Raw genomic sequence first — 13,131 nt, forward strand, 5'->3', positions numbered from 1 at the left:
TTCTTCCGCGGAGATTCCTTCCCCATGCCCTTCAAATCATTCGATGAACTGCGCGCCGCCTGTTTCGATCTGCCTGCCGGCAGCGATACCGCCGCCAATGCAGTCGCCCGCCGCCAGGACACGCTGACGAAGCCGCAAGGCAGCCTGGGCCGGCTGGAAACCCTCGCCGCCTGGCTGGCACGCTGGCAGGGCCGCGACATGCCGAAACTCGATCGCGTCAAAGTCTTCGTGTTCGCCGGCAATCACGGCGTCACCGCGCAGGGCGTGTCGGCCTTCCCGTCGGAAGTGACCGTGCAGATGTTGGCGAATTTTGCCGGCGGCGGCGCCGCCATCAACCAGCTTGCCCGCATCGCCGGCGCGGAACTCGACGTCATCCCGCTCCATCTCGATCATCCGACAGGCGACTTCACTGACGTGCCGGCAATGGACGAAAAAAACTTCCTCGCCGCCGTCTCGGCTGGCTATGACGCGGTGACGAACGACCTCGACCTCGTCTGTTTCGGCGAGATGGGCATCGGCAACACCACGCCGGCGGCCGCCATCTCGACCGCCCTGTTCGGCGGCGGCGCTGAAAAATGGACCGGGCGCGGCACCGGCGTCGACGATGCCGGGCTGAAGCGCAAGGTCACCGCCATTGAATCCGGCCTTAAGCGCCATGCCGACGCGCTGTCCGACCCGCTGAAGATCGCCGCCGCCCTTGGCGGCCGCGAACTCGCCGCCATCTTCGGCGCCACGCTCGCCGCCCGCCGCAAGAACGTCCCGGTGCTGCTCGACGGCTTCGTCTGCACGGCAGCGGCAGCGCCCCTGGCGCGACTGCACCCCTCAGGCCTCGCCCACACCATCGCCGCCCATGTCTCGGCCGAATCCGGCCACCGCCGCCTGCTCGAAGCGCTCGGCCTGCCGCCGCTGCTCGACCTCGGCATGCGGCTCGGCGAAGGCTCGGGCGCCTGCCTCGCCGTCAACATCGTCCGCTCGGCACTGGAATGCCATGCGAGGATGGCGAGTTTTGCCGAGGCTGGCGTGTCAGAGAAGTAGGCTTTCGCAAGGTTTGCAGGGACGCGCGGACTGGGTGGCCATATCAAGTGGAAGGCCACCCGCGCGGGCCATGTCGCGCCTCCTAGGGTGGAAAGAACGTCCATGACGCGCCCGGCCAGTCGCGCAACAAAAAAGCCTCGCCGAAGCGAGGCTTTGAAAGAAGGCACAGTCAGAAATCAGAACTTGTAGGCAAGTCCAACGCGAACATCGTTGGTGGTCAGATCAAGTCTGGCTTGCTGTGTCGGGAAGTCGAACGGCGCAGGCTGCGATTTGCGGCCATAGTCGGAATAGCGGTATTCGAACCGCGCAATCAAATTGTCGGTGACGGCATAGTCAAGTCCGGCGCCTACCGTCCAACCAACCATGTTATCGCTGTTCTCAATCGACCCACCTGGAAAATTGTTTGCGCCGGAGTAATGACCGATAGCGAGACCGCCAGTTACAAATGGCAGAAAACGATCGAACGCATAGCCTGCACGCAAGCGTGCCGACCCGAACCATTTTAACTCACCGCTTGCGAAGACAACGGGAGGCCCCGCAGGAAACGTATTGTCGCCCTTTACGTCGGCGAAATTGGCATCCGCTTCAACGCCGATGACATAGTTGCCATTGAACTGGTAGTTATAGCCAACATAGGCACCGCCAAAGCCCCCTTTGGGATCGACGGAGGTGCTGATGAAGGGAGGCCCGGCCGGAGACCCCGCGCCGTCGTAAGTTGAATTTCCCCAAGCGTACCCGCCCGCCGCACCTACATAAACACCGGTCCAAGTATAAACCACAGGTTCGGTTGGCTGGGGGGAAAGGTCCGCCGACAATGCAGGGCTGGCCAATGCAAGGGAAGCAAGAAGGGCAAATTTGAGCGCGCGCATCGGGCGATTCCTTGGGGGGTGGAGACAGGGCCGAATAGCTTATGTGTAGCTGGTCCCTTGGAAAACGATGTAGCGTTTCTGCCACAATCGAGATTTGTTTGATCGCCACAGAAAGCGATATCGACTATAGAGTAAAGAAATCCGAGCTTTGTGCAGAACCTGTGCCGGCTTTTTTATGATTTCTGGCGCAAAAAATACGCGTACTCGACATGTTCCGGGCGGCCGGCGCGCTGGTCGACACCACGGTGCGATATCGTCGAGCGACCACTACCAGCTAGCGGGTAACAGCCTTTGACGAATCGCCATGACGGCCAGGTTGCTTCGGCCTGCCCGCAGACGCGTCAACGCCTCTCGCTTTCAAAGGTCTTCCACCAAGTTTTTGAAAAATTTGGTGGGTGCGCACAGGATTGAACTGTGGACCCGCTGATTAAGAGTCAGCTGCTCTACCAACTGAGCTACGCACCCACTCGACCGGTAAAAACCGGCGTTGGCGGGCATATAGCCGCCGATACCGGTCCTGTCCAGCCCTGCCGGAATCATTTCCCGACAAATCGCTCCGGGCTTCGGTTTCGAGTGTTGCAGCGAAGCAAAAACCAGAGTCGGCGGCGGGACAGCGCCCCCCTCTGCCCTGCCGGGCATCTCCCCCACTTGGGGGGAGATTGGCAGCCTTGCCGTTTCGCCTGTCTTTCGGCGTTGGAGATTGGCGAAAGCCAATGCGACATCCGATCTCCCCCCTCGTGGGGGAGATGTCCGGCAGGACAGAGGGGGGCGTGAAGGATCGCCGACAGCGACGATCTCAGCCACGGGCCACTCAAACGAACAGCTTGCCTTCCGCCACTTTTACCGCATGGCCGCCGATGCGCGCCGAGGCCAGTTTTCCGCCCTCGACAGTGAGTTCGAGCCGGATACGCGATGGCCGGCCCATCTCCAGCCCCTGCTCGATCCACAGCTGCGAAATGCCGTCGGTCGGGCCATCGAACTGCATGATGGCGCCGGCAAAGGCCGCCGCCGCCGACCCGGTCGCCGGGTCCTCATAGGAGGGAGTACCCGGCACGATCATGCGGACATGGAAGGCGCTGTCATGGTTCACCGTCTGGCGGCAATAGACGTACGGGCTGGCGAAGGCCCATTCGCTCTTGCGCGGCGCCAGTTCCGACCAGGCCTGGTTGTCGAGCTTGACCCGGGCCGCAGCCTCCAGATTGGCGACCGGGATGGTGACGTAAGGCACGCCTGCCGACCAGAACGACACCAGGTGATTCTCGAAGCCGATCTCGTGCGGCGCCAGCCCGAGGGCGGCGCCGATCGCCTCCGGGTCGGCATCGAGCTTCAGCGGCTCCGGCAGCTTCGCCAGGTCGAACTCGGCAAAGGTGGCGCCATCGTGCCGGCTGACGGCGCAGCGCACCGGGCCGATATTCTCCTCCAGCACGAAGATGCCGGCTTCGCCCTCGCCTGTCAGTTCGGCCAGCGCGATCGCGGCGCCAACTGTCGGATGTCCGGCGAACGGCATCTCATAGTCGGGCGTGAAAATGCGGATGCGGTTGCGATGTTTTGGATTGTCCGGCGGCAGCACGAAGACCGATTCGGACAGGTTGAACTCGCGCGCAATGGCCTGCATGGCGGCTGTATCCAGCCCTTGGCTGTCGAGCACGACGGCCAGCGGATTGCCGGCCAGCCGTTCCGTCGTGAACACATCGTAAAGCAAGTAATTGCGCGTCTGCATCTTGGAAAACCTTCCGCCTCAATCCGAACATGGCCGAAATTTAATTTGATATTCGAACCACCAAGCCTGATCTGTGCACATATAGGGACATTACGCTTTCATAGGGGTCCGGCGTGGACCAGCTTGTCAATCTGCCAAAGACGGAATCGGATTCCGCCATCGAGGCGGCGCTTGGACTTGACCAGAGTGGTGTGCGCAAGACGCGCCGCCGTGGCTGGCTTTACGCGCTGCTGGCGCTGATCGCACTTGCCGCCGGGTTGGCTGGCTACCAGTGGTTTGCCGGCTCTCCGGCCAAGATCGACTACACCACCACGCCGGCCACCATTGCCGACCTCACCGTCGCGGTATCGGCGACCGGCACGCTGCAGCCCCTCACCCAGGTCGATATTTCAAGCGAATTGTCCGGCATCATCCGTTCGGTCTCCGCCGAGGAGAACCAGCAGGTCAAGAAGGGCGACGTGCTGGCGACGCTCGACACCGTGAAACTCGAGGTCCAGATCGAACGCGCCGAAGCCTCGGCCAAGGCCGCTGCCGCCAATGTCGAGGACGCCACGGTAACCCTGAAGGAAAACGAAAGCGCCCTCACCCGCGCGGCCGAACTGACCAGGCGTGGCATGGCGACCGATCAGTCGCTCGAGGCGGCGACTGCCACGCGCGACCGCTCCAAGGCGGCGCTCGATAGTGCGCAGGCCAATCTCGCCATCGCCCAGGCCGATCTCAAGGCGCAGCAGACCGACCTTGCCAAGAGCACCATCTATGCGCCGATTGACGGCATCGTCTTGACGCGTTCCGTCGACCCCGGCCAGACGGTCGCCTCCTCGCTGCAGGCGCCGGTTCTGTTCATCATCGCCGCCGATTTGAGGAACATGGAATTGGTGGCGGCGGTCGACGAGGCCGATATCGGCGCGGTCAAACCAGGCCAGCATGCACGCTTCACCGTCGATGCCTTTCCGGAGCGGCCGTTCGACGCCGAGATCCGCGACATCTCCTACGCCTCGGTCACCACCGACGGCGTCGTCACCTACAATGCACGGTTGGAAGTCGACAATAACGAGCTTTTGCTGCGGCCCGGCATGACCGCCACGGTTTCGGTCGTCACCAGGCAGGCCAAGAGCGTGCTCACCGTGCCTTCAACAGCGTTTCGCTATCGGCCATCGGCACCTGCTGCCCGCGCGTGGAGCCTCAGCGATCTGTTCACCGGCCGCATGGGTCGTGGCGGCAACCGCCGCCAGCCGGTGAAGGCGCCCACCGACGGCTCACGCACGCTCTATGTGCTGGAGAACGGCCGGCCGCACCCGGTCAACGTGAAGATCGGCTCCACCGACGGCGAACTGACCGAGATCACCTCCGGGCTGGATGAAGGTGCAGAGGTTATCACGACCTCGCAGCTGCGGAGCTGACGCCATGGCCGCGGGCCTCATCGGTTTCGACACGGTCTGGAAGAGCTATGGCCAGGGCGAAGCCAAGGTCCATGCGCTGGCCGGCGTCGACTTCGCCATCCAGCGTGGCGAATTCGTCGCCATCATGGGCCCGTCCGGTTCGGGCAAATCGACCGCGATGAACATCATCGGTTGCCTCGACACGCCGACGGCCGGAACCTACTCCTTCATGGGCATCGACGCCGGGCGGCTCGACCGCAACCGCCGGGCGCTTCTGCGCAATCTCTATATCGGCTTCGTCTTCCAGGGTTACAATCTGTTGCCGCGCACCACGGCGGCGGAAAATGTCGAGCTGCCGCTGATCTATCGCGGCGCGCCGGCCCGCGAGCGCCGCGATCTTGCCATGCAGGCGCTGGCGGAGGTCGGCCTGGTCGGGCGCGAACACCACACGCCGGCCGAACTCTCCGGCGGCCAGCAGCAGCGCGTGGCGATCGCGCGCGCCATCGTCACCAGGCCTACGCTGCTCGTCGCCGACGAGCCGACCGGCAATCTCGACACCGCCCGCACGCATGAGATCATGGAGTTGTTGACGCGGCTGAACCGGGAGCTCGGCTTGACCATCGCCATGGTCACCCACGAGGCCGATGTCGCCGATTATGCCGAGCGCACCATCCGCTTCCTCGACGGCCACGTCGCGTCCGACACGGCCAAGTCGGAGTTGGCGTCATGATCTGGGAAACCGTCCGCCTCTCTCTGCGCTCCATCCGCCGCAATGTGCTGCGCTCGTTCCTGACGCTGCTCGGCATCGTCATCGGTGTCGCCGCCGTCATCGCCATGCTGACCATCGGTTCGGGCACCACGGCCAAGGTCAAGTCGGACATCGCCAAGCTCGGCTCGAACCTGCTCGTCGTCCGTTCCGGCCGCCCGGCAGGCACCGGCGGACCAGGCGGGCTCGACCAGGCGGTACGGCCTCTGGCCGACAAGGATGTAGCCGCCCTCGTAGCCCACCTGACCGGCGCGCGCGCCATCGCGCCGGCGTCGCAGAAACAAGTCCGCGTCATCTTCGGCACCGAGAGCCTGACCTCGGGCGTCACCGGCACCGACAGCGCCTATCTCGACGCCCGCGACTGGAAGCTGGTGTCGGGCCGCCCATTCAGCGATTCGGAGACACGCTCGGGCACCGGCGTCTGCCTGATCGGCGAGACGGTGCGCCAGCAATTCTTCGGCGCCGGCGAACCCGAGGGCGAGATCATCCGCGTCAACCGCACCTCGTGCAAGATCATCGGCCTGCTCGAACCCAAGGGCTATACCGGCTTCGGCCAGGACCAGGACAATGTCGTCTTGATGCCGCTTGCCGCCTATCAGCGCCGCATCGCCGGCAACCGCGACATCGACAACATCTACGTCGCCGCCGACGACCGCACCCCGACCACCGAATTGCAGCCGCGAGTCGAGGACATTTTGCGCGACACCCGCCGCATCACGCCGGACCGCGAAGACGATTTCTCGATCCGCGACATGACCCAGATCGCCGACGCCATGGCCAGCGCCACCACCACCATGACCGGCATGCTGGGCGCCGTCGCGGGCGTCAGCCTGCTGGTCGGCGGCATCGGGATCATGAACATCATGCTGGTCTCGGTCACTGAGCGCACCCGCGAGATCGGCATCAGGCTCGCCATCGGCGCGCATGAAAAGCACATCCTCATCCAGTTCCTGGTCGAGGCGACGGTGCTGTCGCTGCTCGGCGGCATTATCGGCATCCTGATCGGCCTGGCGCTGGCCGGCCTCGCCTCGGCAACGCTGGCCATACCGTTTGCGCCGAGCCCGGCGGTCATCCTGCTCGCCGTCGGTTTTTCGGCGCTGATCGGCATGGTGTTCGGCTTCTTCCCGGCGCTGCGCGGCGCCAGGCTCGACCCGATCGACGCGCTGCGCCACGAATAAGCGCCAGATCAGCTCCACCGCAACCAACCGCTATCCACAAGGATGGGTGCTTGTCGACATCGCAATACTTGTTGTCGTCCGGTCTGCGATGCTAATTTTAGAGCAAAGCATCTGGTCAAGGAGTGGCAATGAGCAAGAAGGCGCGGCTGATTCTGACGATGGTGATCATCGAAGGCGCCCTTGCGGGACTTTGGTGGTATCTCGCCCGCTACGGCATGGCCAATCCCGATCGTGTCACCGCCGATTTTCAGGCAGTCGTCGGCCAGACGATGGGCATGGTCATGGGTGGATTGCTGGGCATCGGCGTTATCCTGTTCCTCGTCGCCGCCCGCAACGACCGCAAGGCGGCGCAGAACAATCCGCGCCGTTAGCCCCCGCCACCGCCAAAATGCCACTCGACCAGCGGCTTCATATGCGGTGCCAGCCCTTCCGGCAGGTCGGCGGCGTGGCGGATGATCACCGGCCCCTCGATCTCCGGCTCGGTCTCGGTCGCGACGAAGGCGCCGATGCGCCGCGCAATCTCGTCGGCCGGCGCATCGACGTGGTAGCGGCGGAAGAGGACCGTGCCGGTCGAAGTCGACAGCGCATGGTAGCGCTTGCCGCGCGCAGCGCCTGTCAGGTCAAGCCCGGTCTCCTCGCGCACTTCACGGATCATGTTGAAATCGACATCGACGCGGCCATCGCGAAAATCGATCGGCTCGAACGAGCCGGCAGCGAAGTAGACACTGCCGGCCGGGACCGTGTGCGCGCCCATGCGGATGGCCACCAAGGCGTTGTCGCCGGCGACCAGCATGGCGTGGCCATAGGCGTGCTCGGCGCCCGTCCCCTGCCGGTTCTTTCGCCACAGCAGGAAGGTCGAGTACTTCACCGCGTGACAACGCCCGACGATCCGGTTGTCGCGCCAGGCGAGCGCCGAGAGCAGCACCACCGTGCCGTCGAACAGCGCCGGATTGGCCGTGACCTCGCGCCGCCAGTTGTCAGTGATCGCCTGCGCGTTGTCGCGCTCGAACGGATGCGGGCCGGGGTCGAGCCGGACGTCGATTTCGTCGACGGGCAGGATGACGTTGCGCGGCAGGTCGAAGCTCACCGTGCTCAAGCCATGTCCAGGGTAATTGCGACGGGACAATGGTCCGACGCCTTCGGCCGGTCCCAGCCGGCGCGCGGAAAGCGCTCCACCGCCTGTCCCGCCGGAAAGATGGTGCGCCAGGGCTGGCCGTTGCGGATGATGTCGGGAACCGCCGTCGCATTCTTCGCCGCCAGCCCTTTCGACAGCAGGATGTAGTCGAGCTGGCACAGATGCCGCTCCTTCGGCCCGCGCGTGTGGTAGAAACTCCAGCGGTCCATCTCCGGCCGGCGTTCGACGACATTCTCGCAAAAGCCGCCGGCGGTGAGCACATCGATACAGGACTGGCTCTCGTCGATCACCTGGAAGCGGTAGCCGTCGATAGCGTCGCCCTCGATCTTCACCCGCTGCCGGTAGTCGTTCATGTCGCCGCAGATCGCCCAGTTTTTGTCGGCTGCGTGCTCTTTGCCGAAGCGCTCGTCGATAATGCGGCGCACCGCTTGCGCCTCGGCGATGCGCACCGGCATCGTCGCCTCGCGGCCGTCGAGCCCATTGCGCGGCGAGCCCATCGATTTGAAATGGACGAGGTAAAGCGTCAGCGGCACGCCGCCGACCTTGATGTCGACCTCCAGGCAATCGCGCCGGAAGATGCGTTCATTGGCCAGGTTGCCGAGCGCCTCGAGTTCAGGCGTGTGCAATCCGAACTGCTCGAACGTGACATAGGCATGGCTGGTCATGCGCACGAATTCGATCGGCTGACCTTGCGCTGTCTCGTTGCGCATCATCACGGCAACGTCAATGCCGCGCGAATCATTGCCGGCGGTGGTGTATTTCTGCCGGTAACCCTCGCCCACCATCTTGAAGAGATAGCCATACTCGAACGCCTTCAGCGCCTCGATGTTGTCGACCTCCTGCATGCAGATGATGTCCGCACGGGTGGCGGCAATGGCGAGCGCGGTCAACTGGCGCGTATCGTCGGATTGCGCGATGGCGCGCGCCTGCTCCAGCATCCGGTATTCGGCTTCGCTCTGGATGTCGAAAAGCGCCAGCGTGCGGTCTTCGTTGAGCTGGTTGCGGAAGCCCGAGTAATCGAACCTGTTCATCAGGTTTTCGACATTGAAAGTGGCGAGGCGCAGCGACATGGGCTGACCTTTGCCTGCAAGCGCCAATGAAAACAAGGGCTGCTCGTCATGGCTGATGGAACCTTTCTGTTCATCCTCCGTTCAGACGCCAAGGTCCATCAATAGGCCACTTCCCTGGGGTATCCGGGCGTGGGGCCTGTATCACTTGGAGAGTGCAATGAGCTCGCTCTTTTCGTCCACAGTCAAATCCGGGCTGTTAGCGCTCGGTCTTTTCTCGGGTCTCACGGCGCCATCCGCCGCCGGCCCGATCCTGCAGCCAAACCTGGCGGTGCCGACAAGCACCGCATTGTCTGACATCACACCGGTTCGCGACAGCTGGGCGGGCGGCAATGACCGCCGCTCCTTCAACGATTGGCAGTGGCGCCGCCACGACGGCCGTCGCTTTGCCCGGTCAGGCAACTGGAACAACGGCAACTGGAATGGCGGCAACTGGAACGGCGGCGACAACTGGCGCTGGCGCCATCACCGTCACCATCGCGGCCGTGATTTTGACACCGGCGCCGCAGCAGTTCTCGGCCTCGGCCTGGGTCTCGGCCTCGGCAGCATCTACAACAACGGCTATTACAATGACGGCTACTACGTGCAGCCGGCGCCCCGCCGCTATTACCGCACGCAGCGTCTGTCCAGCGCCCATGTCCAGTGGTGCTACGACCGCTATCGGTCCTACCGGGCCTGGGACAACACGTTCCAGCCCTATGGTGGCCCGCGCCAGCAATGCTGGTCGCCCTACAGCTGACCTATAAACGACAATAAACGACGGCGCCGCCCCATCGCGGCGCCGTTTTCATTGGGAAAGACGGCTGGTCTCGGTCACCGCTAACCATATGTTTATCGGCTCAGCCTATCCGTGATATCGTGCCCCATCTGACGATCGCGCCGATCAGGTCGCGAAGGACGCCGTCATGGCCGACAACGAATTGCGAAACAAACACCGGCAGCGCGTGCTGAAGGGCGCGACGATTCTGACCGGCCTCACCAATTCCGAGGTCAAGTGCACGGTCCGCAACATGCATGCCGGCGGCGCCGAACTGAAAGTCTCGATAGACGCGCGCGTGCCGGACGAGTTCCTGCTCTATGTGCCTGTCGACGGCATCGGCTACAAGGCCATCGTGCGCTGGCGCCGCGACGACCGCATCGGCGTCGAGTTCACCGGCACCGAGCCGAAGCCGCATTGGCACTATGGCTGAGCGTCCTGATCGATAAACCGGCATGAAAAAGCCGGCGGATCGCTCCGCCGGCTCTTTGCTCCCAATCCGAAGATTGCGGGTTAGTTCTTGGCCTTGTCGACCAGCTTGTTCTTGGAAATCCAGGGCATCATGGCGCGCAGCTTGGCGCCGACTTCCTCGATCTGGTGGCTGTCATTGTTGCGGCGGATGCCCTTGAAGCGCGACATGCCGGCGCGGTATTCCTGCATCCACTCCGAGGTGAACTTGCCGGTCTGGATATCCTTCAGCACGCGCTTCATCTCGGCCTTGGTCTCGGCGGTGATGATGCGCGGGCCAGAGACATATTCGCCCCATTCGGCTGTGTTCGAGATCGAGTAGTTCATGTTGGCGATGCCGCCTTCATAGATCAGGTCGACGATCAGCTTGACCTCGTGCAGGCACTCGAAATAGGCCATTTCGGGCGCATAGCCGGCTTCCACCAGCGTCTCGAAACCGGCGCGGATCAGTTCGACCAGGCCGCCGCAGAGCACGACCTGCTCGCCGAACAGATCGGTCTCGCATTCCTCGCGGAAATTGGTCTCGATGATGCCCGAACGGCCGCCCCCGACGCCGCAGGCGTAGGACAGAGCGAGATCGAGCGCATTGCCGGAAGCATCCTGGTTGACGGCGACCAGGCACGGCACGCCGCCGCCCTTCTGGTATTCGCCGCGCACCGTGTGGCCGGGGCCTTTCGGCGCGATCATGACGACATCGACGGTCGACTTCGGCTCGATGAGGCCGAAATGCACGTTGAGGCCGTGCGCGAAGGCAATCGCGGCGCCGTCACGAATGTTTGGCGCGATTTCGTTTTTGTAGATGTCGGCCTGCAATTCGTCAGGCGTCGCCATCATCATCAAATCGGCCCATTTGGCAGCGTCCGCCACGCTCATCACCTTGAGCCCGTCGGCCTCGACCTTCTTGGCCGTCGCCGATCCCGCCTTGAGGCCGATGGCGATTTCCTTGGCGCCCGAATCCTTGAGGTTGAGCGCATGCGCCCGGCCTTGGCTGCCATAGCCGATGATGGCGACCTTCTTGCCCTTGATCAGATTGAGATCGGCGTCGCGATCGTAATAGACACGCATCTTTTGCTTCCTTCCCGTGAGATTAGAGGCCTTGCGGCCCGGTTTTTGCTCCATAAAGAGCGAGAAACTGCTGCGTTGCCCGGACGGCATCGCCGCCGATCGCCGCTTCAGTCAATTCCAGCCTGTCGCCGAGCAGGAGACGGATCTGCACGTCGCGGGCGACCAGCCCGAAAAAGGTCCGGAACGCCATTTCGGCATCCGTAAAGTCGAGCAGCCCGGCCTGCTTGCCGGCAAGCAGCACCGGCTTCAGCCGTCTGGCCAGCGCGAAACGGCCATTCTCCAGCACGATGGCGCCGAGATCGTCCTTTCCGGATCCGGCATGGCCGACCGCGACGCGGTTCAGCGCGATCGAGGTATCGCTCGAAATCACCTTCAGCCAGTCCGAGGCGAAGCCTTCCAGGCTTGCCGTCAGCGAGGCAAGATCGAGCCGCTCACCGTCGACCGGCACCACGCGCACTTTCGATGCCTGCCACTGCACGGTCGCCGTCAGCAGTCCGTCGCGGTCGCCGAACCATTTGTAGAGCGTTTCCTTCGAGCAGCTGGCGCGGCGCGCCACCGCCGTCATGGTCAGATTGTCGCCCTCCTCGACCAGCAGCCGCAAAGCCGCGTCCAGGACGACCTTTTGCCGCTCTGTCAGCACTTCGCTGCTATCGATCTCGGCACTCGCCTGCAACAATTTCCTGCCCATTCGATGAGGTCGCCGGGTCGCCTCAAACGGCGTACCGTACGTTACGGTTCGGCATATTGCGCAATCCTGTGCTCGACGCAAGGGGTTAGGTAGAAAAATCGTCGACGTGAGAGCCGCCGAGCAAACCACGAGATTCTGACGGATCAATCATCGGCGGCCGGATGGCGCAACTCTCCAAGCAGGCTTGCCAGTATCTTCAGCTCCTCCGTCGAGAGTTTGTCGCCGACCAATTCCGCAATCGACCGTCCATAGACAGCCCACATCCGTCGCCGCGTCTGACGGCCCTTGGCCGAGATGCGGATGGTCTGGCCGCGGCCGTCATCGGCAACCCTGAGTTTCTCGACCAGTCCTTCGGCCTCGAGCCGCGCCAGAAGCCGCGAGATGTTGTACTGCGCAAACAGTGTGCGCTCGGTCAGCTGGAATGGCCGCAGCCCGCCCTCACCCGCCTCGGCGAGTTCATGCAGCACGTCATACCAGTCGAGCGGCGGCAAGCCGCTGGTCTTCAAAGCCTCTTCCGCCTTTTCGATGAGCTGGCGCGAAACCCGCATCAGGCGGGCCCAGGCCTTGACGGCTTCGGGCGAAGGCGTGGTTGTTTTGGTCATGACCCATCCTAGGCGGTAGATGCAGTTGCATCAAGCTTGACGGTCGATGCACTTGCATCTATATGCATGCAACTGCATCGATCCGGGAAAGATCCACGAAACACGAAATTTGCAAAGTCGCCGACGTCCCACAGACGGGCAGCCTGATCGCACCGTTCTTCGGCCGCGAGGTCCATGTCTGGCGCAGCGGCGAGCGTGTCCGCGCCGCCGCCAATGTCTGCCTGCATTTCGGCGGGCCGCTCGACTGCAAGGACGGCAAGCTGGTCTGCCAATGGCACGGCGCCGCCTTCGACATGACATCAGGCGACCGAATCGAAGGGCGGGCGCCAAAAGCGTCGCGACTGATGTTCCTGTCGACGCGCGTCGAGGACGGCGCGTTGAACTATGTCTGGGGAGAGTGAC

15 protein-coding genes and 1 tRNA gene are annotated in these 13,131 nt (G+C 63.4%); 8 read left to right on the forward strand and 8 right to left on the reverse strand.

Translation table 11 applies throughout. The features are described from left to right. Positions 1-24 precede the first annotated feature (24 nt). Positions 25-1,035: a nicotinate-nucleotide--dimethylbenzimidazole phosphoribosyltransferase gene (cobT, locus tag NKJ88_RS22505; RefSeq protein WP_352445531.1), complete on the forward strand. Its 1,011-nt coding sequence runs from the start codon at positions 25-27 to the stop codon at positions 1,033-1,035. A gap of 176 nt (positions 1,036-1,211) precedes the next feature. On the opposite strand, the gene NKJ88_RS22510 is transcribed toward cobT, so the two are convergent. The 3 genes from NKJ88_RS22510 to NKJ88_RS22520 form a co-directional block, all read right to left on the reverse strand. Further along, a complete protein-coding gene (locus NKJ88_RS22510; RefSeq protein ID WP_031201864.1) occupies positions 1,212-1,904 on the reverse strand; it encodes an outer membrane protein in 693 nt (230 codons plus the stop codon). A 389-nt stretch (positions 1,905-2,293) separates the two neighbouring features. Next, a tRNA-Lys gene (locus NKJ88_RS22515) sits at positions 2,294-2,369 on the reverse strand. A gap of 346 nt (positions 2,370-2,715) precedes the next feature. Further along, complete coding sequence (locus NKJ88_RS22520; RefSeq protein ID WP_023805502.1) at positions 2,716-3,624, reverse strand: PhzF family phenazine biosynthesis protein; 909 nt, start codon at positions 3,622-3,624, stop codon at positions 2,716-2,718. 113 nt (positions 3,625-3,737) lie between these two features. Here NKJ88_RS22520 and NKJ88_RS22525 point away from each other — a divergent pair, with 113 nt between their 5' ends. The 4 genes from NKJ88_RS22525 to NKJ88_RS22540 all read left to right on the forward strand — a co-directional run bounded on the left by NKJ88_RS22525 (position 3,738) and on the right by NKJ88_RS22540 (position 7,318). Next, complete coding sequence (locus tag NKJ88_RS22525; RefSeq protein ID WP_023706151.1) at positions 3,738-5,024, forward strand: efflux RND transporter periplasmic adaptor subunit; 1,287 nt, start codon at positions 3,738-3,740, stop codon at positions 5,022-5,024. A 4-nt stretch (positions 5,025-5,028) separates the two neighbouring features. After that, entirely contained in the window at positions 5,029-5,733 is a 705-nt protein-coding gene (locus tag NKJ88_RS22530) for an ABC transporter ATP-binding protein (protein WP_352445534.1), read from the forward strand. Next, positions 5,730-6,947, forward strand: a complete 1,218-nt coding sequence (locus NKJ88_RS22535; RefSeq protein ID WP_023685173.1) for an ABC transporter permease — start codon at positions 5,730-5,732, stop codon at positions 6,945-6,947. The genes NKJ88_RS22530 and NKJ88_RS22535 overlap by 4 nt, the downstream gene beginning before the upstream one ends. Positions 6,948-7,075: 128 nt before the next feature. After that, the gene (locus tag NKJ88_RS22540) at positions 7,076-7,318 is read left to right on the forward strand and encodes a hypothetical protein (RefSeq protein WP_023690325.1); all 243 of its coding nucleotides are present in this window, start codon (positions 7,076-7,078) and stop codon (positions 7,316-7,318) included. Here NKJ88_RS22540 and NKJ88_RS22545 read toward each other — a convergent pair. After that, a complete protein-coding gene (locus NKJ88_RS22545) occupies positions 7,315-8,034 on the reverse strand; it encodes an NUDIX hydrolase (protein ID WP_023668380.1) in 720 nt (239 codons plus the stop codon). The genes NKJ88_RS22540 and NKJ88_RS22545 overlap by 4 nt on opposite strands. Before the next feature lie 5 nt (positions 8,035-8,039). Further along, complete coding sequence (locus tag NKJ88_RS22550) at positions 8,040-9,152, reverse strand: endonuclease/exonuclease/phosphatase family protein (protein WP_023746877.1); 1,113 nt, start codon at positions 9,150-9,152, stop codon at positions 8,040-8,042. Positions 9,153-9,309: 157 nt separating this feature from the next. Between NKJ88_RS22550 and NKJ88_RS22555 the strand changes: the two genes are divergently transcribed. Together NKJ88_RS22555 and NKJ88_RS22560 are read left to right on the forward strand one after the other, a co-directional pair. Next, positions 9,310-9,888, forward strand: coding sequence for a BA14K family protein (locus tag NKJ88_RS22555; RefSeq protein WP_023700393.1), 579 nt, complete (start codon positions 9,310-9,312; stop codon positions 9,886-9,888). A gap of 166 nt (positions 9,889-10,054) precedes the next feature. Then, positions 10,055-10,339, forward strand: a complete 285-nt coding sequence (locus NKJ88_RS22560; protein ID WP_023685169.1) for a PilZ domain-containing protein — start codon at positions 10,055-10,057, stop codon at positions 10,337-10,339. An 80-nt stretch (positions 10,340-10,419) separates the two neighbouring features. Here NKJ88_RS22560 and ilvC read toward each other — a convergent pair whose 3' ends face one another. The 3 genes from ilvC to NKJ88_RS22575 all read right to left on the reverse strand — a co-directional run bounded on the left by ilvC (position 10,420) and on the right by NKJ88_RS22575 (position 12,729). Continuing rightward, a complete protein-coding gene (gene ilvC / locus NKJ88_RS22565; protein ID WP_013531065.1) occupies positions 10,420-11,439 on the reverse strand; it encodes a ketol-acid reductoisomerase in 1,020 nt (339 codons plus the stop codon). Between the two features lie 22 nt (positions 11,440-11,461). Continuing rightward, positions 11,462-12,127: a TetR/AcrR family transcriptional regulator gene (locus NKJ88_RS22570; RefSeq protein WP_352445537.1), complete on the reverse strand. Its 666-nt coding sequence runs from the start codon at positions 12,125-12,127 to the stop codon at positions 11,462-11,464. Between the two features lie 143 nt (positions 12,128-12,270). Continuing rightward, on the reverse strand, positions 12,271-12,729 hold the full coding sequence (locus tag NKJ88_RS22575; RefSeq protein ID WP_352445539.1) for a MarR family winged helix-turn-helix transcriptional regulator: 459 nt from the start codon (positions 12,727-12,729) through the stop codon (positions 12,271-12,273). Positions 12,730-12,791: 62 nt separating this feature from the next. Between NKJ88_RS22575 and NKJ88_RS22580 the strand changes: the two genes are divergently transcribed. Next, complete coding sequence (locus NKJ88_RS22580) at positions 12,792-13,130, forward strand: Rieske (2Fe-2S) protein (protein ID WP_352445541.1); 339 nt, start codon at positions 12,792-12,794, stop codon at positions 13,128-13,130. The last annotated feature ends 1 nt before the right edge of the window (position 13,131 follow it).

This window comes from Mesorhizobium sp. M0016 (assembly GCF_040324035.1).
Classification (GTDB): Bacteria; Pseudomonadota; Alphaproteobacteria; order Rhizobiales; family Rhizobiaceae; genus Mesorhizobium.